Raw genomic sequence first — 22947 nt, forward strand, 5'->3', positions numbered from 1 at the left:
GTTCAAATGAACATTCATTAAAGAGACCATAATGGGCCGAGGAGGAAAGTAAGTGAAGAAAATAAAAGTTTGTGTTGTGGATGATAATAGGGAGCTGGTCGGGCTTTTAGAGGAATATATATCTTCTCAGGAGGATATGGAAGTTGCGGGTGTTGCACATAATGGACAGGATTGCCTCGACATTTTAGAGCAGACACAGCCTGATGTTCTTGTGCTGGATATCATCATGCCTCACTTGGATGGACTTGCTGTACTCGAGAAAATGAGAGAATTAAATTTGAATGCACTTCCTAATGTAATTATGCTTACTGCATTCGGCCAGGAGGATGTCACCAAAAAGGCAGTGGATTTAGGAGCATCTTACTTTATTCTTAAACCATTTGATATGGACAATTTGGCAAGCCATATCCGTCAGGTCAGCGGAAAATCCAGCTCTTTTCTCCGCAAACCCGCTCCATCTTACCGTCCCCAGGCAGAAGCAAAGCCGAAGAACCTGGATGCCAGCATTACCAGCATCATTCATGAAATTGGCGTACCTGCTCATATTAAAGGATACTTATATCTTCGTGAAGCGATTTCAATGGTGTACAATGATATCGAACTTCTCGGTTCCATTACAAAAGTGCTGTACCCTGATATTGCTAAAAAATTTAATACGACTGCAAGCCGGGTTGAGCGTGCGATCCGCCATGCGATTGAAGTTGCTTGGAGCCGCGGCAATATAGATTCAATTTCCTCTCTTTTTGGGTATACAGTCAGCATGACCAAAGCCAAGCCGACAAATTCCGAGTTTATTGCCATGGTCGCCGATAAACTTCGTCTCGAGCATAAGGCTTCTTGAAAGGGTAAGGACTTATAACAATTTTTATTTAATTTGCTGCGCTCCTATTGGGGCGTTTTTTATTTTCCTCATGAAATAAGCTGAGATATAAAAAGGTTCAGTTTGAATGCTTCAAACTGAACCTTTACTTTATCGCAGTCTAACGGGCAGTAAGACCCCCACTTCAAGACTTAGAAGAATCAAAGGAGGATAAGTGGGGGTCAAACTGCCCGTAAAGGCCCGATTGGTGAGATACAGTGAAACTTGCCGACGCGCAGGCAGAGGCTTAGTTGAACCAATCGGGTTCGTAGTGTCGATTGATCAAAGCGCTTGCGGAGATCTTAGCGACACTAGAACGCGACTAACAATCAGTGGGGGATAAAGAAAACCCCCACTGATTGAAGTTTCACTTTATTTGTTTTCTTCTTTCTCAAGCTCCATCATTTTTTGGATCAGGATATGCTGAGGCATGTGCATGATTTGCTCAAGAGGAAGATTAAGTTTTTCAGCGAGCTTTAATGCTGTTTCCGGTGATATCTGCAGCGGCTTCACTATTATCCCCCACTAACTTATTTAGATTTAAAACGATCCTGGACTTTGTTTCTTTTTCGGTCACGATAAAGAATAAATCCTGCGATGAAGCCAAGCCCTATAATCAAGAAAAGGAAACCTGACACAAATTGAAGCCATAAATAGGGAAATGGGCTTTGCAGGATGCCAAAGACCATATCTCTCATTAATTTTATCCCATACACAGCCAATATGCCCGGCAGGAGTAAAATTAATAAAGCAATTAGTCTTATCATAAAAAAATTCCCTTCAAATCGAGTTGCCTACCGAAATCATAAATCATTAAAGAAATTTGTCAAGTGCTTCTCCTATGCTAAAATAAACATGAAGAATATTGCAGTAATTTCTATTGAATATGCAAGAATTTTCAATGAAAGCAGGTATGACTATGCAAACAGTGATGATTGTCGGTGCAGGAAAAGGCGGTACCGCCATCCTGAAAATAATAAAAGAAACGGCAGTTTTGGATGTAAAAGCCATGGTGGATATCGACCCTGATGCCGAAGGACTTCTGCTTGCCAACGAAAGCGGCATCCCAACCGGCGCTGATTGGCGACAGTTTATGAAACAAGATATTGACATCATTATTGAAGTTACCGGAAATGAGCAAGTGTTTATCGACATTAGGGAAGCCAGAAGCAAAAATACAGTTCTAATACCTGGAAGTGTAGCCTTTTTAATCGCGAAATTACTTGAGGAAAAGGAAGAGCTGATTTCGAAATTCAGAAATGAAACATATAAGCATGACTTGATTTTTAATTCGACCGATGACGGAATGATTGTAATAAATAACCAAACTGAAATTATAGTCTTTAATCGCAGTGCGGAGAGAATGACAGGAATAAAGAGGAAAGATGCTTTAGGGAAAAAAATTAATGAAATCATTACCGACAGCATGCTTCCCAGAGTTATGGCGACAAGGAGAATTGAAGCGAATCAGGAAATGACTTTGGCTAATGGCCTGAAGATTATTACGACAAGAATCCCTATGCTCGGTGAAAATAATGAATTAATGGGTGCCTTTGCCGTTTTTAAGGATATTACAGAAGTTGTTTCACTTGCGGAAGAAATAACGAACTTGAAAGACATACAGACGATGCTTCAGGCAATTATTCAATCAAGTGAGGAGGCCATCTCCGTTGTTGATGAAAATGGGAAAGGGATTTTGATCAATCCGGCATACTCCAGGCTTACAGGTCTGGAGGAGGAAAAGGTAATCGGAAAGCCTGCTACAGCAGATATATCAGAAGGTGAAAGCGTTCATATGAAGGTCCTTCAAACGCGAAGAGCGATGAGAGGTGTGGCCATGAGGGTCGGTCCAAAGAGAAAGGATGTAATTGTAAACGTTGCGCCTGTTATTGTTGATGGGAAATTAAAAGGGAGTGTTGGTGTTATACACGACGTCTCGGAAATTCAAAATCTGAACCGTGAATTAAACCGGGCCAGACAGATTATTCGTACGCTGGAAGCGAAGTATTCATTCGAGGATATAATTGGAACATCTGAAGAGATGACCATTGCAATCGAACAGGCAAGACTTGGAGCTAAAACTCCTGCCACAGTTTTGCTGAGAGGAGAGTCCGGGACAGGTAAAGAGCTTTTCGCCCACGCTATACATAATGCAAGCGACCGAAAATATAACAAGTTTATCAGGGTAAATTGTGCGGCATTATCAGAATCTCTTTTGGAAAGTGAATTATTCGGTTATGAAGAGGGGGCATTCTCGGGTGCAAAAAGAGGCGGCAAAAGAGGTTTATTTGAGGAAGCTGATAAAGGCAGTATTTTTCTTGATGAAATTGGCGAGCTGACAGCTAACACTCAGGCAAAGCTGCTCAGGGTTCTTCAGGAACATGAAATTACAAGAGTGGGAGGGACTAAGCCTATTACAATTGATGTTCGGATAATTGCCGCGACCAATGTCAATTTAGAAAAAGGAATTGCAGATGGCACCTTTAGGGAAGACTTATACTACAGGCTGAATAGAATGCCCATACATATTCCTTCATTAAGACGCAGGAAGGAGGATATTCCTTTGCTGTGCAGCAGACTTATTCAAAAGATAAACCAGGAATATGGGCGGAATGTAGAAGGTGTGACAGAAGAAGCTGTTGATAAGCTGATGGCCTATAATTGGCCGGGGAATGTGAGGGAACTTGATAATATCCTGGGCAGAGCCATCATTTTTATGAATTACAGCGAAACGAAAATAGAAGAACGGCATATTCCTGATCTGGGTGCCAATAATCCGTCACCCAATATTGAAGCTAGTGAAGAAGCGCAAAATAAATCATTAACGCAAATGATTGAGCAGTATGAGGCAAGGGTGATCAGGCAAACTCTTCAAAAGCTGGATGGAAATAAGACCAAGACAGCTAAAATGCTTGGACTCTCAGTCAGGAATCTTTACTACAAATTGGAGAAATATGAAATTGCAAAACCTGGCATGCAATAAATTTCATATTGTGCAATAAATTGCATGCTTTAGTTTAATGAATAAAGCGTTTTCACAGCTTTTTAAGTTGGCACACTTCTTGCAAGTATACTAAACGGAAGAACATCAAGAAAATGGCGTCGATTATTTTAAGTTTCCTGAACCTATGACGCCTGCGCTTTTCATGTAAGGGGGTTGAACAGATGACATTGGATTCGCTTCTAACGAAAGCAACCCAATATGGTGAGAAAACGGTAGCCGTAGCTGCAGCCGAAGACGAAGAAGTTCTCGAAGCAGTTTCTGAAGCAATTAAGCTGAACTTAGCAAGCTTTCTATTATTCGGGGATGAAGAAAAAATCCGCAAAATCCTGGACGAGAAGCATAGCGAAGCAGCTGAAAGCCCTAAAGTTAAAATCGTGCACGCAGAATCATCTGCGCATGCAGCGGAATTGTCAGTAAGGGCTGTGAAGGAACAGAAGGCCAATGTGCTGATGAAGGGTAATATTCCGACGGCAGGCATTTTAAAAGCTGTCTTAAATAAAGAATTTGGCTTAAGAACAGGAAATGTTTTATCACATGTGGCTGTTTTTGAGGTCCCAGGCTTTGAACGGTTTACAATCGTAACGGATGCAGCTATGAATATTACGCCAGATCTTAATCAAAAAGCACAAATCCTGAAAAATGCAGTTTATATTGCAAAAAGCATTGGGATTGAAAAACCTCTCGCAGCCCCAATTGCTGCAGTAGAGGCGGTTAATCCTGCTATGCAGGCTACTTTGGATGCTGCAGCATTAACTCTTATGAACCAAAGAGGGCAGATTAAAGATTGTATAGTCGATGGTCCTCTTGCTCTGGACAATGCAATTTCTTTTGAAGCAGCTGAACATAAGGGAATTAAAAGCAAAGTTGCCGGACAGGCAGATATTTTATTGGTGCCGACTATAGAAGTTGGGAATGCTTTATATAAATCACTTGTCTACTTTGCAAAAGCAAAAGTAGGAGCCGTTATCGCAGGGGCGACAGCGCCAATCGTTCTTACTTCAAGGGCTGATTCGGCCGAAAGCAAGGTTTATTCATTGGCTTTAGCGATATGCTCAGCAAAGTAATTTGCTGATATTCAGCATTTAAATAAAAAATTTTAATCAAACGAACATAAATTTTTTTTCATAATCCGGGGAGGAATTAGAACATGGAAATCTTCAAATACTTAGAAACTTACGATTACGAACAAGTGGTGTTTTGCCAGGACAAACAATCAGGCTTAAAAGCTATAATTGCTATTCATGACACTACTTTAGGTCCTGCGCTTGGCGGTACTCGCATGTGGACTTATGAATCTGAAGAGGCAGCTATTGAGGATGCATTGCGCCTTGCACGCGGCATGACTTATAAGAATGCAGCAGCAGGCTTAAACCTTGGTGGCGGTAAAACAGTTATTATCGGCGATCCGCGCAAAGACAAAAACGAAGAGATGTTCCGTGCTTTCGGACGTTACATCCAAGGATTAAATGGACGTTATATTACTGCAGAGGACGTAGGCACTACTGTAGCTGATATGGATCTGATCCATGAGGAAACAGATTATGTAACTGGTATTTCACCTGCCTTCGGTTCTTCAGGCAACCCTTCACCAGTTACAGCTTATGGCGTATACAGAGGAATGAAGGCAGCAGCAAAGGCTGCATTCGGAACTGACTCTTTAGAAGGCAAAACAATTGCCGTTCAGGGTGTTGGAAACGTAGCGTTCAATCTTTGCCGTCATCTGCATGAAGAAGGTGCACAGCTAATTGTAACAGATATTAATAAAGAAGCAGTTCAGCGTGCAGTTGAAGAGTTCGGTGCTAAAGCTGTTGAACCAAATGAAATTTATGGTGTTGAATGTGATATTTATGCACCATGTGCTTTAGGTGCAACAGTTAATGATGATACAATTCCACAGCTGAAAGCAAAAGTAATTGCTGGTGCTGCAAACAATCAGCTTAAAGAAACCCGCCATGGTGATTTAATTCATGAGATGGGCATTGTTTATGCACCTGATTATGTAATTAATGCAGGCGGAGTTATCAATGTTGCAGATGAGCTGTACGGATACAACCGTGAACGTGCAATGAAAAAAGTTGAAACTGTATACAACAATATCGAAAAAGTTATTGATATTGCTAAAAGGGATGGAATTCCAACATATAAAGCGGCTGACCGCATGGTTGAGGAAAGAATTGAAAGAATGCGTAATTCGCGCGGACAGTTCCTCCAAAACGGCCACCATATCCTTAGCCGCAGATAGGTTTTATGAGGAAGAGGAATTTAGCCTGTCTTTCCTGAAATGCAAAGCGCTGAATTATGAATTCAGCGTCTTTGCCTTTAAAAGCATCGTATAAAAAATGCAGCGGCAAATAAAGTCCCCTGAGTAAGAGTATGCTTTTACAAGGGAGATTTCCGCTCTTTATGGAGGTTTAAACGTGCTAGAACAAGAACATCGAATTCTCGTCATCAATCCGGGATCCACTTCAACTAAGATTGGAGTTTTCGATAATGAGATCTCTGTCCTGGAGAAGACATTACGCCATGATGCAGATGTCATTAACTCTTATGAAAGTATTATCGATCAATATGAATTCCGTAAGCAGACCATTTTAGAGACGCTGGATCATGAAGGAATCAATATTTCAAAATTAAGTGCAGTGTGCGGCCGCGGCGGGCTTCTTCGCCCAATTGAAGGAGGCACATATTCTGTTAATGATGCAATGCTAGGGGATCTTCGTGCAGGTTTTGCTGGACAGCATGCTTCTAACCTTGGCGGAATCCTGGCATATGAGATTGCTTCGGGTTTAAATATTCCATCGTTCATTGTTGATCCGGTTGTGGTTGATGAACTGGACCCAATTGCCCGTATTTCAGGCTTTTCAATGATAGAAAGAAAAAGTATTTTCCATGCTTTGAATCAGAAAGCTGTTGCCAGGAGAGTGGCCAAGGAGCTCGGCGAAAAGTATGAGGAGCTTAACCTGATCGTCACACATATGGGCGGAGGTATTACTGTTGGCGCTCATAAAAAAGGCAGAGTAGTGGATGTCAATAACGGACTTCATGGAGACGGGCCGTTCAGTCCGGAACGGGCAGGTACAGTACCTGCCGGTGATCTGGTGGGACTTTGCTACTCCGGCAGCTTTTATCGTGAAGAAGTGATGAAGAAACTTGTTGGACAAGGTGGCCTTGTTGGTTATCTGGGAACAAATGATGCTGTAAAGGTTGAAAAGATGATTGAAAACGGAGATGAGAAAGCAAAGCTTGTCTACTCCGCAATGGCTTATCAGGTGGCTAAGGAGATTGGTTCTGCCAGTGCAGTGCTTGGCGGAAAGGTTGATGCCATTATCCTTACAGGCGGTCTCGCCTATGGCAAGGGCTTTGTAAAAGAAATCAGTGAGCGGATTAACTGGATAGCAGATGTCATCGTCCAGCCTGGTGAAAATGAGCTTCAGGCACTTGCGGAAGGTGCACTTCGCGTCTTGCGCGGTGAAGAGACTGAAAAAGAATATCCCGGAAAAACAGCTGGGAAAGCAGCATTGAAATAGAAGGGGGAAGCAACTTGGCACAGGAATATGATTTGGTGATTTTAGGCGGAGGCACAGGCGGTTATGTAGCAGCCATCCGTGCTTCACAGCTTGGTTTAAAAACGGCAATCGTTGAAAAAGGAAAACTTGGAGGGACTTGCCTTCATAAAGGCTGCATACCAAGCAAGGCATTATTAAGAAGTGCTGAAGTGTTTGCAACTGCAAAGCACAGTGAAGATTTTGGTGTAATCACAAGTGATGTATCAATCAATTTTGGTAAGGTGCAGGAACGAAAAAACAAAATCGTTGATCAGCTTCATAAAGGTGTTCAGCACTTGATGAAGCAAGGTAAGATTGATGTTTTTGAAGGCACAGGCCGCATTCTTGGACCTTCTATTTTCTCTCCAATGCCAGGGACAATTTCTGTTGAAATGAACAATGGGGACGAAAATGAAATGCTGATCCCTAAAAATGTGATTGTAGCAACTGGATCTCGCCCCCGTACCCTGCCAGGATTGGACATTGATGGACAACTTGTCATCACTTCTGATGAGGCATTAGCTTTGGAAGAAGTGCCAAACTCCATTATCATTGTTGGCGGCGGAGTCATCGGCATCGAATGGGCATCCATGTTATCAGACTTTGGGGCTGATGTAACAGTGATTGAATATGCTGACCGCATTATACCTACAGAAGACAAAGAAATTTCAAAGGAAATGCAGCGCCTTATGAAGAAAAAAGGAGTCAAAATTGTTACTGGAGCAAAGGTTCTTCCTGAAACCCTTCAGAAAGGTGAAGGAGTAACGATTTCAGCTGAAGTGAAAGGTTCCCAAAAGGAATTTTCCGCTGAGAAATTGCTTGTTTCTGTGGGCCGTCAGGCAAATACAGAAGGAATCGGCATTGAAAATACGGATATTCAAATTGAAAAGGGATTTATTTCCGCAAATGAATACTTCCAGACAAAGGAATCTCATATCTATGCGATTGGCGATGTCATTGGCGGTCTTCAGCTGGCACATGTTGCTTCTCATGAGGGAATTGTTGCAGTGGAGCACATTGCAGGCCAGAATCCTTCTCCAATTGACTACAGCCTGGTTTCTAAATGCATTTACAGTTCACCGGAAGCGGCAAGTGTAGGATTAACAGAGGATGAAGCAAAGGAAAAAGGCCATAATGTAAAAACTGGCAAATTCTCATTCCGTGCAATCGGAAAGGCGCTTGTATTCGGTGAATCTGACGGGTTTGTAAAAATTGTGGCAGATAAAGATTCCGATGATATTCTTGGTGTCCATATGATCGGCCCGCATGTAACAGATATGATTTCAGAAGCAGGCCTTGCACGCGTTCTTGATGCAACTCCATGGGAAGTAGCACATACTATCCACCCGCATCCGACGTTATCTGAAGCAATCGGTGAAGCTGCCCTTGCTGTAGATGGAAAAGCAATCCACGGATAAAAATCCGATTAAATAAAATAAGTCCTGGCCCCAAATGGGAGCCCGGGCTGATACATATTAGCTTAGGAGGTTGTATAAATGGCTGAAAACCGTCATAAAGATTTAGGTTTAAGTGATGAGAAAGTTCTTGAAATGTATGAGACGATGCTATTAGCCCGCCGTCTTGATGAGCGCATGTGGCTTTTGAACCGTGCTGGAAAAATTCCGTTCGTTATTTCATGCCAAGGGCAGGAAGCTGCGCAGGTAGGTGCCGCATTTGCTCTTGATCGCGAGAAAGATTATGTTCTTCCATATTATCGTGACATGGGTGTTGTTTTAACATTTGGCATGACCGCAAGGGAATTAATGCTGTCAGGGTTTGCTAAAGCGGAAGATCCAAACTCAGGCGGACGCCAAATGCCTGGACACTTCGGCCAAAAGAAAAACCGGATCGTGACAGGGTCTTCTCCTGTTACCACACAGGTGCCTCATGCTGTTGGTGTCGCCCTCGGCGGAAAGCTTGAAGGGAAGGACCTGGTTACTTTTGTAACATTCGGTGAAGGCTCTTCTAACCAGGGAGATTTCCATGAAGGTGCGAACTTTGCAGGTGTTCATAAACTTCCTGTTATCTTTATGTGTGAAAATAATAAATATGCAATCTCTGTTCCGATTGAAAAGCAGCTTGCTTGCGAAAATGTGTCTGACAGAGCTATTGGCTATGGTATGCCAGGTATAACAGTTGACGGAAACGATCCGCTTGAAGTTTATAAAGCTGTGAAAGAAGCAGCAGACAGAGGCCGCCGCGGAGAAGGTCCGACATTAGTCGAAACCGTTTCATACCGTTTAACACCACACTCATCTGATGATGATGACCGAAGCTACCGTGCTCCTGATGAAGTGGCTGAAGCAAAAACTAAAGATCCGATTATTACTTTTGGCGCCTACCTGAAAGAAAATGGCGTTATGGACGATGCGATTGAAAAGGAAATCAATGATCGGGTTATGAAACTGGTAAACGAAGCAACTGATTATGCTGAAAACGCTCCATATGCAGAAGCGGAATCTGCTTTAAAGCATGTATATGCTGAACAGTAAGGGGGAGAGAATATGGCTGTAATTTCTTATATCGATGCGGTGACTATGGCAATCCGCGAGGAAATGGAAAGAGATCCAAAGGTATTTGTTTTAGGTGAAGACGTAGGTAAAAAAGGTGGCGTATTTAAAGCGACACAAGGACTATATGACAAATTTGGCGAAGACCGCGTAATTGATACTCCGCTTGCTGAATCAGCGATTGCAGGGGTTGGAATCGGTGCAGCAATGTATGGAATGCGTCCAATTGCAGAAATGCAATTTGCCGACTTCATTATGCCGGCTGTTAACCAGATTATTTCAGAAGCGGCACGCATCCGCTATCGTTCAAATAATGACTGGAGCTGTCCGATTGTAGTACGTGCACCATATGGCGGCGGTGTTCATGGAGCACTTTATCATTCACAGTCCGTCGAAGCTGTATTTGCCAATCAGCCGGGACTTAAGATTGTTATGCCTTCTACCCCTTATGATGTTAAGGGACTATTGAAAGCAGCAATCCGTGATGAGGATCCGGTGCTGTTTTTTGAACATAAGCGCGCATATCGCCTGATAAAAGGTGAGGTTCCTGATGATGATTATGTGCTGCCAATCGGAAAAGCAGATGTAAAACGCGAAGGTGAAGATATCACGGTCATCACTTATGGCCTATGCGTCCATTTTGCTCTTCAAGCTGCTGAAAGACTTGCTAAAGATGGCATTTCAGCGCACATACTGGATTTAAGAACGGTTTATCCGTTAGATAAAGAAGCAATTATTGAAGCTGCTTCTAAAACAGGAAAAGTGCTTCTTCTAACTGAGGATAATAAAGAAGGCAGTATCATGGGCGAAGTTGCTGCGATTATTGCAGAGAACTGCCTGTTTGAGCTGGATGCACCGATCAAACGCCTTGCAGGTCCTGATGTGCCAGCAATGCCTTACGCTCCAACTATGGAGAAATACTTTATGGTTAACCCTGATAAAGTAGAAAAAGCAATGCGTGAATTGGCTGAATTTTAATAATGGCATCTTAGTTAATAAAAATGGAGAGCTCGCAGAGGGTGCGGCTCTAAGGCCGGATTCTATTCCGGTTCAGCTGCACCTGCTGCATGACCCGCAGAGTGCGGGCAGCTAGAAGGAGGTTACTCAGGTGGCTATTGAACAAATAAAAATGCCCCAGCTTGGGGAAAGTGTTACAGAAGGTACAATCAGCAAATGGCTGGTTTCCGTTGGAGATAAAGTAAATAAATATGATCCGCTTGCTGAAGTAATGACTGACAAAGTAAACGCGGAAGTACCGTCCTCTTTCACTGGTGTAATCAAAGAATTGATTGCAGAAGAAGGCGAAACGTATGAAGTCGGCCAGGTGATTTTGACAATCGAAACCGAAGGCGGCGGGGAAACTGCTCAAGATGCGCCAGCAGAGACAAAAGCGGAGGATAAGACTACGGCTGCACCTTCAGCCTCAGCGCCTTCTGCACCAGCGGCACCTGTTAAAGCAGCGGATGCTCCAAAAGGAGTCCGTTATTCACCTGCAGTCTTAAGGCTTTCTCAAGAGCATGGAATCGACTTGAACCAGGTGACAGGTACTGGCGGCGGCGGACGCATCACCCGTAAAGATCTTATGAAGATCATTGAGTCCGGAGATATTCCAACTGCTGCAGCGGCTGCGGCTGCACCGGAAAAGACAGAAGCGCCAGCACCGGAAGCTGCACCTGCACCTTCCCAGCCTGCTGCATCCAAACAGGCGGCGCCAGCACCTAATGTACCGGTTATGCCAGGTGATGTTGAAATCCCTGTTACCGGAGTGCGTAAGGCGATTGCTGCCAATATGCTCCGCAGTAAACATGAAGCACCTCATGCCTGGACAATGATGGAAGTGGATGTTACAAATCTTGTTGAGTACCGCAACAGCATTAAAGGGGAGTTTAAGCAAAAAGAGGGCTTCAATATTACATTCTTTGCTTTCTTCGTAAAAGCAGTTGCACAGGCCCTTAAGGAATTCCCGCAGATTAATTCCATGTGGGCAGGAGATAAGATCATCCAGAAGAAGGATATTAATATATCCATTGCAGTTGCAACAGATGACGCGTTATTCGTTCCTGTCATCAAAGCTGCTGATGAAAAAACGATTAAAGGTATTGGCCGTGAAATAAATGATCTTGCCTTAAAAGTACGTACAGGAAAACTGACTTCTGCTGAAATGCAGGGTGGAACTTTCACTGTAAATAATACCGGATCATTCGGTTCCGTACAGTCCATGGGCATTATCAATTATCCGCAGGCTGCAATTCTTCAGGTTGAATCCATTGTGAAACGTCCTGTTGTCATGAACAATGGCATGATCGCTGTCCGTGATATGGTTAACCTTTGCATGTCACTGGATCACCGTGTACTTGACGGTCTGGTATGCGGACGCTTCCTGCAGCGCGTAAAGGAAATTCTGGAGAACACATCCAAAGAAAATACATCTATTTATTAATAAGTAAAATGACCGCTGCCCTGCTATGGGGCAGCGGTTTCTTATTGTTCATTGCTTGTTTCTTCTTTGTATACTAAAATAGGTGTATGGAGAATTTAGAATTTTATTATAATTTTCTTGCGGCAATGTTTCATAAGAGAAACGGGTCCGCTGCCGCATGAGGGGAGGGAACGCTGTCAGCTACAAGGACAGCCTAATTATGTCATTAAAGAAAATGATTGAAGAAAAATTCCCGCAGCAGACTAATGAAGATTGGGAACAGAGTGCAGAAAAAGCTCTTAAAGGGAAATCCTTAGAAACATTATCACGAAATACATATGAAAACATAAAATTGAAACCGCTTTATTCCAGAGAGGACCTGACCGAAATCCCGTTATCCCAATATCCGGGTGCAGAAGACTTCAGAAGGGGTTCATACGCTGCCGGATACCTGGGAGAGGAATGGAAGGTTGCACAGAAGGTTAGTGCTTCAGCTTCTGAAGAGCTGGCAGAAAAACTCCTTGCTGCTGTTGCGAAGGGTCAGACAGCGCTGGCTTTCCAGCCAGAACAGCTGGCAAATCCAGAGAAGATCAGCATCGCTGTTGGAGAACTTTATAAAAAATATCCTTTCAGTGTGGATGCCGCTCAAAGTCACCGTCAATTAATAGAAGAACTTGGAAGATTAAGTGAAAGCGAAAAAATCACAGGATATATTGCAGCAGACCCGCTTGCCATTGCTGCTGCAGACAAAATGAACGATCGCTCAATCGATGAGCTTTACGAAAATTTGAATGAAACGGCCAATTCGGCAGCTGAACATATGCCAAGCCTGAAAACCATCATGGTGAATACTGCTGTTTATCACAATGGCGGCGCAAATGGCGTCCAGGAACTTGCTTTTGCACTGGCTGCAGGAGTAAATCACCTGCAGTATTTTCTTGGAAAAGGCAAAAAAATCGAAGAAATCCTATCCAAAATGCTATTCAAGTTTGCTGTTGGCTCAAACTTTTTTATGGAGATTGCCAAGCTTCGTGCGGCAAAGGTTTTATGGGGCAAGGTTGCAGAAGTATATGGAGCTGAGAGAGACAGTAAAAAAATAGTCATTTCAGCAGAAACATCCTCCTTTACTAAGTCAGCTTATGATCCTTATGTTAATGTGCTGAGAGCAGGGAATGAAGCATTTGCAGCAGTATTGGGAGGAGTCCAATTCCTGCATGTCAGTCCGTATAATGAACCGGAAGGAGCACATTCTCCTTTTTCAGACCGAATTGCCCGAAACACCCAGCTCATTCTAATGGAGGAAGCGCATCTGCTGAAGGTCTCTGACCCGGCGGGCGGCTCCTGGTATGTGGAGCATCTGACGAATGAACTGATTGATAAAGCCTGGGAACTTTTCCTTGAGATAGAAGAGCTGGGAGGAATGGCTGAAGCCCTCCGGACAGGGTGGGTTCAGAGTCAGATTTCTCAAGTTCATGAAAAGAAGCAGAAAGATGTTCATACTAGAAAACAAAGTATCATTGGAACAAATATTTATGCTAACCCTGATGAAAAGCCGCTTCAAATAGAGGCCGAAACCATTGAAAACAGCAAGAGTGTTATCAAGCCAATCCCGCAGGTTCGGCTTCCAGAGTCCTTCGAAGGTTTGCGGAGTTTATCGGAAAGATTAAAGGAAAAGGGGATACGTCCTCAAGCAGGACTAATCTGTCTGGGAGAATTGAAGAATCATAAGGCCCGTGCTGATTTTATTGCAGGCTTCCTCGCACCCGGAGGGGTTGAGGCAGTCAGAAGCGGCTCAGTAGTGAACCCGGAAGATGCTAAAGCATTTATCCAAGAAACAAATTGCAGGCATTATTTTATTTGCGGATCAAACGACCAATATGACAGTATGGCTGTTCCTTTAATTAAACAACTGAAAGAAGCTTTCCCATCAGCTGCAATCTATTTAGCCGGCCTTCCTGAAGAGAGAAAAAGGGATGAATTTAAAGGTGCTGGAATCAGAGGATACATTCACATGAAAAGCGATTGCTATGAAACTCTCTTGAAGATGCTGAACGAGATGGAGGTGGCAAACAATGGCCAATAAACCAGATTTTAAAAGCCTGGATATTCATAAAGTAAAACAATCAGCAAAGGATGACTGGAAAAGAAAAGCGGAGGAAGAAATCAATTCATCCATCGATCATCTTCTCTTTGAAACAAATGAGAGAATAAAAATAAAGCCGCTATACACAAATGAAGACCTAAAAGATATGGAGCATTTAAACGATAAGCCGGGGCTTCCTCCATTTACAAGGGGGCCTTATTCAACCATGTATGTGAACAGGCCCTGGACTGTCCGTCAATATGCCGGATTTTCTACTGCAGAGGAAAGCAATGCTTTCTACCGCCGCAATCTTGCCATGGGGCAAAAGGGTTTATCAGTCGCTTTTGATCTTGCCACCCATAGAGGCTATGATTCTGATCATCCAAGAGTCGAAGGGGATGTAGGGAAAGCTGGCGTGGCCATTGATTCCATCCTGGACATGAAGACACTGTTTGATGGGATCCCTTTAGATCAAATGTCTGTATCGATGACGATGAATGGCGCAGTTTTGCCTGTTATGGCTTTTTATATTGTCACAGCGGAAGAGCAGGGAGTAAGCCAGGAGAAGCTTTCGGGAACGATCCAGAATGATATTTTAAAAGAATATATGGTGCGCAACACCTATATTTATCCGCCGGAAATGTCTATGAAGATCATTGCCGACATATTTGAATATACATCAAAATACATGCCGAAATTCAATAGCATCAGCATCTCAGGATATCATATGCAGGAAGCGGGTGCACCAGCTGATATTGAGCTTGCCTATACGCTCGCAGATGGACTTGAATACGTAAGAACCGGACTTAAAGCCGGAATCGATATTGATTCCTTTGCACCGAGACTCTCGTTTTTCTGGGCTATCGGCATGAACTACTTTATGGAAGTGGCAAAAATGAGGGCAGCCCGCTACATTTGGGCAAAAATGATGAAGACCTTCGAACCCGTTAATCCAAAATCAATGGCGCTTAGAACGCATTCTCAAACCTCAGGCTGGAGCTTGACCGAGCAGGACCCATTCAATAATGTAACAAGGACTTTTATTGAAGCACATGCAGCAGCGATGGGGCATACTCAATCTCTTCATACGAATGCATTGGACGAAGCCATCGCATTGCCGACGGATTTTTCAGCCCGTATAGCGAGAAATACACAACTGTACCTTCAGGAGGAAACAGGTATCACCAATGTAATTGATCCATGGGGCGGTTCTTATTATGTAGAAGCACTAACAGATCAGTTAATTAAGCGAGCCTGGGAGCATATTGAGGAAATCGAGAATCTTGGCGGAATGGCCAGGGCAATTGAGACAGGATTGCCAAAAATGAGAATCGAAGAAGCTGCTGCCAGAAGGCAGGCACAAATCGATTCCGGAAAAGAAACCATTATTGGTGTCAATAAATACAGGCTGGAAAAAGAAGAGCCGATTGACATTCTGGACATCGACAACACAGCTGTACGATTAAAGCAAATCGAAAAGCTGGAGCGGCTAAAGGCCTCCCGCGATAATGAGAAAGTTGCTGAGGCCCTGGAGGCTATTACAAAAGCTGCTGAATCAGGGGAAGGTAACCTTCTTGAGCTTGCAGTAAATGCAGCACGGGTTAGAGCCACTCTTGGCGAAATTTCCGAAGCAATTGAAAAAGTGGCAAGCCGCCATAAAGCGATTATTCGTTCCATCAGCGGCGTTTATAGTTCTGCTTTTTCAAATGAAAAAGAAATTGCAGAAGTAAAGCAGATGACAGATGAATTCCTTGAAAATGAAGGAAGAAGACCGCGGATTCTGATTGCCAAGATGGGGCAGGATGGCCATGACAGGGGAGCAAAAGTCATTTCAACAGCCTTTGCTGATCTTGGTTTTGATGTTGATATCGGCCCTCTGTTCCAGACTCCGGAAGAAACAGCTCTTCAGGCGGTCGAAAATGACGTTCATGTCATTGGCATCAGTTCACTTGCAGCAGGCCATAAGACCCTTCTGCCGCTGCTTGCTGCTGAACTGAAGAAACTGGATAGGGAAGATATTATTGTAGTCATCGGCGGGGTAATTCCGGCACAGGATTATCAATATTTATATGAGCATGGTGCCTCTGCCATTTTTGGCCCGGGGACCGTCATTCCAGTGGCTGCCCAAAAGGTCATCAGAGAGATATACAGCCGTCTCGGGTACGAGGAAGTGACCCGGTAAATGACTGAGGATAAAAAACCGGAATGGTTTGATGAAGAAAAGGCAGAAGATTTTACAAGCACCGTGCGCAGTGGTGTGGATTCAGGTGAGCCGAAGCAGAAATTCGAGAAAATAGGCAGGTTTCAAAAAAAATCTGCCTCTCTGCCGGATCTTGACGTTCTTGAAGAAGGAATCATGAGTGGCAGCAGAACTGTTCTTGCAAGAGCGATCACTCTGATTGAAAGTAACGCAGAGCATCATTTTCGCCATGCACAGGAACTCCTGCACAGGCTCCTGCCTCATTCAGGGCGATCGCTCAGGATCGGGATAACCGGAGTGCCGGGGGCAGGAAAGAGCACGTTCATTGAATCTTTTGGGACATATCTATGTGATGCGGGTTTAAAAGCAGCTGTTCTTGCCGTTGATCCGAGCTCAAGCTTGAGCGGCGGCAGCATCCTTGGCGATAAAACAAGAATGGAGCAGCTATCAAGAAACCCGCGTGCTTTCATAAGACCTTCTCCTTCAGCCGGGAAACTGGGAGGTGTCCACAGAAAAACAAGAGAGACCATGCTCCTGTGTGAAGCAGCAGGCTTTGATGTAATTCTCGTTGAAACCGTCGGTGTGGGACAAAGTGAAGTCATTGTCAGGGAAATGGTGGATTTCTTTATGCTTTTAACACTGACTGGGGCAGGGGATGAACTGCAGGGAATGAAAAAAGGCATTATGGAACTGGCTGATGCGGTAATTGTCAATAAAGCCGATGGAAGCAATAAAAAATTGGCCGAAAAAACAAAAGCAGAGTATAACCGTATCCTTCACTTTCTTCAGCCAGCTACTAAAGGATGGCAAACAAAAGCTTATACCTGCTCATCTGTCTTTCATGAAGGCATCTCTGAGATCTGGAATGTGATCAAAACGTTTGAAAATACGGCAAAGACATCAGGAGTTTTTGAAGAAAGAAGAAGGCTCCAGACAAAACAATGGATACATTCTATGATTCTGGATCAGCTTCAATTTAGCTTTTTTTATCATCCTGACATAAAACCGCTTCTTCCAAAAATAGAGAACGAGGTCATCGCAGGGAACAGGACGGTTACATCTGCAGTTGAAGAATTGTTTAATGTTTATACAAAAAGATAGAGCTTTCTGTTTCGGGCAGGCTTTTCCCGAAGGCAAAAAAAATGGCCAGTGCCTTGCGGGCACTGGCGAATCTAGGGAGTTTAGGGGTATGGATCTAGCTGTAGTTTTATCTTTCCCCGATAATCCAAAAGCTAAACTTTTTTATTCGAAAAATTGACTTGATTGTAAAATTTACTATTGTATTGGTATTATGTATATAGTCAAGAGAATTTTAAATGAGGAGCGATGACTTTGAATATGGATTTTAATTTATTTATGAATGATGTTGTCAGGCAGGCGCGTCAGGAAATAACGCATGCCGGCTTTACGGAATTAACGGCACCTGAAGAAGTGGATGAGGCCCTTAATAAGAAGGGAACTACACTTGTGATGGTGAACTCTGTCTGCGGATGTGCAGGCGGAATTGCCCGTCCTGCAGCCATGCATTCCCTGCATTATGATAAGCGCCCTGACCATTTGGTAACGGTATTTGCCGGACAGGATAAAGAAGCAACCGAAAAAGCAAGATCTTACTTCACAGGTTATCCGCCATCATCACCATCTTTTGCACTTCTCAAAGACGGTGAGCTATGCACGATGATCGAGCGCCACGAAATCGAAGGCCATGAGCCTATGGCAGTAGTCCAGAAACTGCAAGATGCCTTTGAGAAATATTGCGAAGAAGTTTAAATAGCGAAAAGGCCCCGAATAACGGGGCTTTTTTTTGTGTGAAATTTATCTGAATAATTAAACTTATAATAAATAATTAAAAACCTTATTGCATAAATATAAAAATCTGTTAAAATTCATTTTAGTGAATATTTATTAATAGATATGCAGAAATTATTCATATTTTTATAGGGGGAAACAAAGATGAAAAAAGTGATCATGATTGCTTTAAGCATGCTTTTAGTTGGTTTATTAGCTGCATGCGGGACTAGTGAAGAAGATGGAAAAAGCGGCTCTGGAGAAAGCTCAGATAAAAAGGTTTTAACAATGGGTACGTCAGCGGATTATCCGCCATTTGAATATGTAGATTCAGCAAAAGGGGAAGAAATCATCGGCTTTGATGTGGATTTGGCCAAAGCGATTGCTGAAAAATTGGGCTATGAAATCCAAGTGAAGGATATGGACTTTAACGGACTGATCCCTGCACTGGAAACGAGCCAGGTTGATTTTGTTTTAGCAGGTATGACTCCTACTGAAGAGCGTAAAGAAAACGTTGATTTCAGCGATGTATATTATACAGCGAGCCACATGATTGTTTCTAAAAAAGGCAGCGGAATTGAATCATTGGAAGATTTAGATGGAAAAACAATAGGTGTGCAGCTTGCTTCCATTCAGGCAGATAAGGCTGAAGAAATTGCTGAAACAGTTGATATGACTGTGGAAAACCGCAACCGTATCCCTGAGTTAATTCAGGAAATCATGGCAGGCCGATTTGATGCTGCCATGATTGAAGACACAGTTGCAAAAGGATATTTTGAAAAAAATAAAGACCTGGCCGGTTTCACAATTGAAGAAGATGCAACAGAGGCAGGTTCGGCCATTGCTTTTCCTAAAGGCAGTGAATTAACTGAAGAATTCAATGCAGAGCTTTTGAAGATGAAAGAAAACGGTGAATTGGAAGAATTGATCGTAAAATGGTTTGATAACAAATAATTCGCTGGGAATTGGCGTCCAAGGCATATCTTCCTTTGGACGCTTTATTCTTCTCAGAAAATAAATTACTTACAGAAAGGATGGAAAGATAGTGAATCTGGATTTTCAGCAGTTCATTCCCTCCCTTCCATTTATACTAAAAGGCATTGGCGTCACGCTTCAAATTGTGTCTATGGCAGGCATACTGGGTTTTGTATTAGGTATTATTTTATCATTCTTTAAAATTAGCAAATTTAAATTTCTTGGCTGGATTGCAGATGCCTACACATCCGTTTTTAGGGGAACACCTCTTGTTCTTCAGCTGATGCTTATCTATTATGGGTCACCCCAGCTGATCGGGTATAAAATTGATCCTTCCACAGCTGCCGTCCTGTCTTTTGGGCTTAATTCAGCGGCCTATATCTCGGAGATCATCAGGGCGGGAATCCTGGCCGTGGATAAAGGCCAAAGTGAAGCGGCAATGGCACTGGGCGTTCCATACAGGCCGGCCATGATTGATATCATACTTCCGCAGGCAATGAAAAACATTTTGCCTGCATTAATGAACGAGTTTATTACTCTTACAAAAGAGTCTGCGATCGTAACAGTCATTGGAGTAACAGACGTGATGCGCCGGGCTTACATCGTGGGAGGCGAAAAGTTTTCCTACTTCGAACCGATACTGATTGCCGGGCTGATTTATTACATTATGGTAATGGTCCTGACTGTGCTTGGAAAAGGAATTGAAAGGAGAATGAGACGCAGTGATTAAAGTGGAAAATTTGCATAAGCATTTCGGTAAACTTGAAGTTCTTAAAGGAATTTCAACCAATATTCAAGATGGCGAAGTAGTGGCTGTAATAGGTCCGTCCGGTTCCGGGAAGTCTACATTCCTCCGCTGCATCAATCTTCTGGAATTGCCAACAGACGGCAGGATTATGATTAATGGGCAGGACATTACGGATAAAAGCACAAACATAATGAAAGTGCGCCAAAATGTGGGGATGGTGTTTCAGCATTTTCATTTATTCCCCCATAAAACTGCCCTGCAAAACCTGACCTATGCACCGATGAAGGTTAGGGGATTATCAAAATCGGAAGCCGAGAAAACAGGGCTCGAGCTTTTGGAGAAGGTAGGGTTATCTGCTAAAGCACACGAATACCCCAATCGTTTATCCGGGGGGCAGAAACAAAGGGTTGCGATTGCAAGAGCTCTTGCCATGCAGCCTGAAGTTATGCTTTTTGATGAGCCAACATCTGCTCTTGACCCGGAAATGGTGAAAGAAGTGCTGGACGTTATGAAGAATTTAGCACATACTGGCATGACAATGGCGATTGTTACCCATGAAATGGGCTTTGCCCGTGAAGTGGCAGACAGGGTGCTGTTCCTCGATGGCGGTGTGCTTGTAGAGGATTCTTCGCCTGAAGAATTTTTTTCTAATCCTAAGAGTGAACGTGCAAGGGATTTCTTGCAAAAAATGCTATAATCGATATATGCTATGGGAGAAGATGGTCAACATGATCATCTTCTCTTTCGCATTTAATACCTGACAGCCTTTTTAAAATTAGATGGGCAATTGAATATAGGAGTTTGAATAAATGAAATACAGAATTGGCTACCGGACAATCAAGACTGCAGTGGGGACTTCCATCAGCATCATGATTGCACAGATGCTGCAGCTTGATAATTTTGTTTCTGCAGGAATCCTGACTATATTATGCATAAAAGTCACAAAGAAAAAATCACTCCGGGCTTCATGGGACCGATTTTTTGCCTGTCTGCTGGCAATGGCGTTTTCATCTTTGTTTTTTGAGGGCATTGCTTACCATCCGCTTGTAATCGGACTGCTGCTGCTGTTTTTTATTCCGGCAGCTGTCATGGCAAAGGCCAGCGATGGAATTGTAACAAGCTCAGTTATAATTTTGCATATTTATTCTGCAGGAGAGGTTTCAAAGGACCTCTTGCTGAATGAATTGGGCATAATTATTGTCGGAATCGGTGTTGCACTAATCGCGAACCTTTACATGCCGAGCCTGGAATCGAAGCTTAAGGAATATAGACTTGAAATAGAAGAAAACTTTAAGGTTATCTTTGACGAAATCGTGAGGTATTTGCGGACCCATGAAAGCAGCTGGGACGGCAGAGAAATTACTGAAACAATGGAAATGATCGATGAGGCAAAAGCGCTGGCCTTCAGGGATGTTGAAAATCACTTTCGAAGAGATGAAAATTTATATTATCATTATTTCAAAATGAGGGAAAAACAATTTGAAATTATTGAGAGGGTACTTCCAAGTGTTACTTCCATTGCACTTCCTGTTGAACAGGGAGAGATGATCGCTGATTTTATTGAAGAATTATCGGAACATATCCACCCGGGCAATACGGCCCTGCTATTCCTGGAGAAATTGTACCGTATGAAGGTTTCTTTTGAAAATATGGAGCTACCCAAAACGAGGGAGGAATTTGAAGCGCGTGCTGCACTGCTTCACTTTGTAAAAGAAATGGAACAGTATTTAATTATTAAGAGCTCTTTTAAAGGGTTAAAGGATAAGGAAATGAATCAAAGCGGGACTGGAGAAGCAAACTAAGGAAAAGGAATTGGAGCGTGAATTGTCATGCTGAAGTTTGCTGCAGCGGCCATCCTGTTTTTTTCACTTTCCCCAATCTGGCCATTGGGACTTAATCCGCTGCCTGGAGATCCATTTCTGATTGTCAATAAACGCACAAATGAAGTAGCGTTTATACAGAATCATAAAGTGCAGAATGTCATCTCAGCTGCAACCGGGAAAACGGATGACCTTACACCGGAAGGGCTGTTCACTGTGACTGTAAAGGCAGCTGATCCTTACTACAGAAAAAAGGACATAAAAGGCGGTGACCCCCGGAATCCGCTCGGCACAAGGTGGATTGGGTTTGACGCAGAAAATACTGATGGCAGAATCTATGGCATTCACGGGACGAACGATCCTTCGTCCATCGGCAGATATGTCTCCAATGGATGTATCAGATTGCAGAATGAGGCAGTCGAGTCTCTATACGAATCCGTGCCGCTTGGAACAAAAATCTTAGTAGTCACCTCAGCTAAGAGCTTTGACGAACTTGGAAGAGATTACGGCGCCATAAAAAAAGATAATTGAAAGAATGTACAGCTGCATCTGAATGGATGCAGTTTTTTTATGAGCTGGATAAACGCTAACTTCGGACTCTGCAGTTCATAATTTTGCCTTTGGTGTCCGAAGTTGGACCGGGTTCGGACTTTGAAACTCGGATTTCGCCATTCTCTGTCCGAAGCTGCTCAATGTTCGGACTCAATTCTCTGGTTCCCTGCTTTTTGTGTCCGTAGTTTCTCCAGCTCATCAGATTTCGTTAAAAAGCATCAACTAAAACAATCAAACAAAAAAACTGCCCGGAATTGCCATCCAGAGCAGCTGAAAAATGAATAGAGTTCCCCTGTTATAAAAACATCGACATACCCATAATGAGGGTAGATGCGAGCATTGCAAATATCATTAGATAGACAATGACTTTCGCCAGTTTCTTATTTGACATTCTATGCCTCCTCGTCCCAATTCTTACTCTTATTTTACTAAGAATCATCAAAT

22 protein-coding genes are annotated in these 22947 nt (G+C 43.1%); 19 read left to right on the forward strand and 3 right to left on the reverse strand.

Translation table 11 applies throughout. The features are described 5' to 3' along the window. The first annotated feature begins 52 nt into the window (after window positions 1–52). On the forward strand, window positions 53–841 hold the full coding sequence (gene spo0A, locus AC3WTL_RS12895) for a sporulation transcription factor Spo0A (protein WP_492369492.1): 789 nt from the start codon (window positions 53–55) through the stop codon (window positions 839–841). A gap of 390 nt (window positions 842–1231) precedes the next feature. Here spo0A and AC3WTL_RS12900 read toward each other — a convergent pair whose 3' ends face one another. Both AC3WTL_RS12900 and AC3WTL_RS12905 read right to left on the reverse strand, forming a co-directional pair. Continuing rightward, window positions 1232–1372: a YycC family protein gene (locus AC3WTL_RS12900; protein WP_082138922.1), complete on the reverse strand. Its 141-nt coding sequence runs from the start codon at window positions 1370–1372 to the stop codon at window positions 1232–1234. A 17-nt stretch (window positions 1373–1389) separates the two neighbouring features. Further along, window positions 1390–1626, reverse strand: coding sequence for a DUF2627 domain-containing protein (locus AC3WTL_RS12905; RefSeq protein ID WP_048008222.1), 237 nt, complete (start codon window positions 1624–1626; stop codon window positions 1390–1392). A gap of 152 nt (window positions 1627–1778) precedes the next feature. Here AC3WTL_RS12905 and AC3WTL_RS12910 point away from each other — a divergent pair, with 152 nt between their 5' ends. From AC3WTL_RS12910 to AC3WTL_RS12995, 18 genes are all read left to right on the forward strand, one after another. Next, window positions 1779–3842, forward strand: a complete 2064-nt coding sequence (locus AC3WTL_RS12910) for a sigma-54 interaction domain-containing protein (RefSeq protein WP_048008221.1) — start codon at window positions 1779–1781, stop codon at window positions 3840–3842. A 182-nt stretch (window positions 3843–4024) separates the two neighbouring features. Then, window positions 4025–4927, forward strand: coding sequence for a phosphate butyryltransferase (gene yqiS, locus AC3WTL_RS12915; protein ID WP_248348454.1), 903 nt, complete (start codon window positions 4025–4027; stop codon window positions 4925–4927). Between the two features lie 83 nt (window positions 4928–5010). Beyond that, entirely contained in the window at window positions 5011–6105 is a 1095-nt protein-coding gene (bcd, locus tag AC3WTL_RS12920) for a branched-chain amino acid dehydrogenase (RefSeq protein ID WP_048008219.1), read from the forward strand. 175 nt (window positions 6106–6280) lie between these two features. Continuing rightward, window positions 6281–7390 (forward strand): butyrate kinase, encoded by a 1110-nt coding sequence (gene buk / locus AC3WTL_RS12925; RefSeq protein ID WP_492369493.1) that lies wholly within the window; start codon window positions 6281–6283, stop codon window positions 7388–7390. 14 nt (window positions 7391–7404) lie between these two features. Next, window positions 7405–8826: a dihydrolipoyl dehydrogenase gene (lpdA, locus tag AC3WTL_RS12930; RefSeq protein WP_248348456.1), complete on the forward strand. Its 1422-nt coding sequence runs from the start codon at window positions 7405–7407 to the stop codon at window positions 8824–8826. 78 nt (window positions 8827–8904) lie between these two features. Continuing rightward, a complete protein-coding gene (locus AC3WTL_RS12935) occupies window positions 8905–9900 on the forward strand; it encodes a thiamine pyrophosphate-dependent dehydrogenase E1 component subunit alpha (protein WP_048008216.1) in 996 nt (331 codons plus the stop codon). 12 nt (window positions 9901–9912) lie between these two features. Continuing rightward, a complete protein-coding gene (locus tag AC3WTL_RS12940; RefSeq protein WP_035330022.1) occupies window positions 9913–10896 on the forward strand; it encodes an alpha-ketoacid dehydrogenase subunit beta in 984 nt (327 codons plus the stop codon). After that, a complete protein-coding gene (locus AC3WTL_RS12945) occupies window positions 10877–11011 on the forward strand; it encodes a hypothetical protein (RefSeq protein ID WP_264193678.1) in 135 nt (44 codons plus the stop codon). The genes AC3WTL_RS12940 and AC3WTL_RS12945 overlap by 20 nt, the downstream gene beginning before the upstream one ends. Before the next feature lie 15 nt (window positions 11012–11026). Then, window positions 11027–12358, forward strand: a complete 1332-nt coding sequence (locus tag AC3WTL_RS12950) for a dihydrolipoamide acetyltransferase family protein (protein WP_197247558.1) — start codon at window positions 11027–11029, stop codon at window positions 12356–12358. A 199-nt stretch (window positions 12359–12557) separates the two neighbouring features. Next, window positions 12558–14420, forward strand: a complete 1863-nt coding sequence (locus AC3WTL_RS12955) for a methylmalonyl-CoA mutase family protein (RefSeq protein ID WP_492369494.1) — start codon at window positions 12558–12560, stop codon at window positions 14418–14420. Next, on the forward strand, window positions 14410–16602 hold the full coding sequence (scpA, locus tag AC3WTL_RS12960) for a methylmalonyl-CoA mutase (RefSeq protein ID WP_492369495.1): 2193 nt from the start codon (window positions 14410–14412) through the stop codon (window positions 16600–16602). Before AC3WTL_RS12955 ends, scpA begins: the two co-directional genes overlap by 11 nt. After that, window positions 16603–17721 (forward strand): methylmalonyl Co-A mutase-associated GTPase MeaB, encoded by a 1119-nt coding sequence (meaB, locus tag AC3WTL_RS12965; protein ID WP_492369496.1) that lies wholly within the window; start codon window positions 16603–16605, stop codon window positions 17719–17721. It begins immediately after the preceding gene. Between the two features lie 231 nt (window positions 17722–17952). Further along, complete coding sequence (locus AC3WTL_RS12970; RefSeq protein WP_048008211.1) at window positions 17953–18390, forward strand: BrxA/BrxB family bacilliredoxin; 438 nt, start codon at window positions 17953–17955, stop codon at window positions 18388–18390. Between the two features lie 183 nt (window positions 18391–18573). Beyond that, complete coding sequence (locus AC3WTL_RS12975; RefSeq protein ID WP_492369497.1) at window positions 18574–19362, forward strand: transporter substrate-binding domain-containing protein; 789 nt, start codon at window positions 18574–18576, stop codon at window positions 19360–19362. A gap of 91 nt (window positions 19363–19453) precedes the next feature. Next, window positions 19454–20113 (forward strand): amino acid ABC transporter permease, encoded by a 660-nt coding sequence (locus AC3WTL_RS12980; protein WP_248348464.1) that lies wholly within the window; start codon window positions 19454–19456, stop codon window positions 20111–20113. Then, complete coding sequence (locus AC3WTL_RS12985; protein WP_048008209.1) at window positions 20106–20828, forward strand: amino acid ABC transporter ATP-binding protein; 723 nt, start codon at window positions 20106–20108, stop codon at window positions 20826–20828. The genes AC3WTL_RS12980 and AC3WTL_RS12985 overlap by 8 nt, the downstream gene beginning before the upstream one ends. Before the next feature lie 112 nt (window positions 20829–20940). Beyond that, window positions 20941–21933 carry an aromatic acid exporter family protein gene (locus AC3WTL_RS12990; protein WP_048008208.1) on the forward strand — a complete coding sequence of 331 codons (993 nt, stop codon included), beginning with the start codon at window positions 20941–20943 and terminating at the stop codon, window positions 21931–21933. A gap of 27 nt (window positions 21934–21960) precedes the next feature. Continuing rightward, window positions 21961–22482, forward strand: a complete 522-nt coding sequence (locus tag AC3WTL_RS12995; RefSeq protein ID WP_248348465.1) for a L,D-transpeptidase — start codon at window positions 21961–21963, stop codon at window positions 22480–22482. A gap of 316 nt (window positions 22483–22798) precedes the next feature. Here AC3WTL_RS12995 and prli42 read toward each other — a convergent pair whose 3' ends face one another. Then, window positions 22799–22894: a stressosome-associated protein Prli42 gene (gene prli42, locus AC3WTL_RS13000; protein WP_152539676.1), complete on the reverse strand. Its 96-nt coding sequence runs from the start codon at window positions 22892–22894 to the stop codon at window positions 22799–22801. Window positions 22895–22947: the final 53 nt, after the last annotated feature.

The organism is Cytobacillus sp. EB106-05-05-XG126, from assembly GCF_058791715.1.

What these genes read in the sequence shown, in the direction of transcription:
- AC3WTL_RS12905 (WP_048008222.1), bottom strand. Translation starts at nt 1,626, where the DNA reads ATGATAAGACTAATTGCTTTATTAATTTTACTCCTGCCGGGCATATTG.
- AC3WTL_RS12910 (WP_048008221.1), top strand. Translation starts at nt 1,779, where the DNA reads ATGCAAACAGTGATGATTGTCGGTGCAGGAAAAGGCGGTACCGCCATC.
- yqiS (WP_248348454.1), top strand. Translation starts at nt 4,025, where the DNA reads ATGACATTGGATTCGCTTCTAACGAAAGCAACCCAATATGGTGAGAAA.
- bcd (WP_048008219.1), top strand. Translation starts at nt 5,011, where the DNA reads ATGGAAATCTTCAAATACTTAGAAACTTACGATTACGAACAAGTGGTG.
- AC3WTL_RS12935 (WP_048008216.1), top strand. Translation starts at nt 8,905, where the DNA reads ATGGCTGAAAACCGTCATAAAGATTTAGGTTTAAGTGATGAGAAAGTT.
- AC3WTL_RS12940 (WP_035330022.1), top strand. Translation starts at nt 9,913, where the DNA reads ATGGCTGTAATTTCTTATATCGATGCGGTGACTATGGCAATCCGCGAG.
- AC3WTL_RS12955 (WP_492369494.1), top strand. Translation starts at nt 12,558, where the DNA reads ATGTCATTAAAGAAAATGATTGAAGAAAAATTCCCGCAGCAGACTAAT.
- scpA (WP_492369495.1), top strand. Translation starts at nt 14,410, where the DNA reads ATGGCCAATAAACCAGATTTTAAAAGCCTGGATATTCATAAAGTAAAA.
- meaB (WP_492369496.1), top strand. Translation starts at nt 16,603, where the DNA reads ATGACTGAGGATAAAAAACCGGAATGGTTTGATGAAGAAAAGGCAGAA.
- AC3WTL_RS12975 (WP_492369497.1), top strand. Translation starts at nt 18,574, where the DNA reads ATGAAAAAAGTGATCATGATTGCTTTAAGCATGCTTTTAGTTGGTTTA.
- AC3WTL_RS12990 (WP_048008208.1), top strand. Translation starts at nt 20,941, where the DNA reads ATGAAATACAGAATTGGCTACCGGACAATCAAGACTGCAGTGGGGACT.
- AC3WTL_RS12995 (WP_248348465.1), top strand. Translation starts at nt 21,961, where the DNA reads ATGCTGAAGTTTGCTGCAGCGGCCATCCTGTTTTTTTCACTTTCCCCA.
- prli42 (WP_152539676.1), bottom strand. Translation starts at nt 22,894, where the DNA reads ATGTCAAATAAGAAACTGGCGAAAGTCATTGTCTATCTAATGATATTT.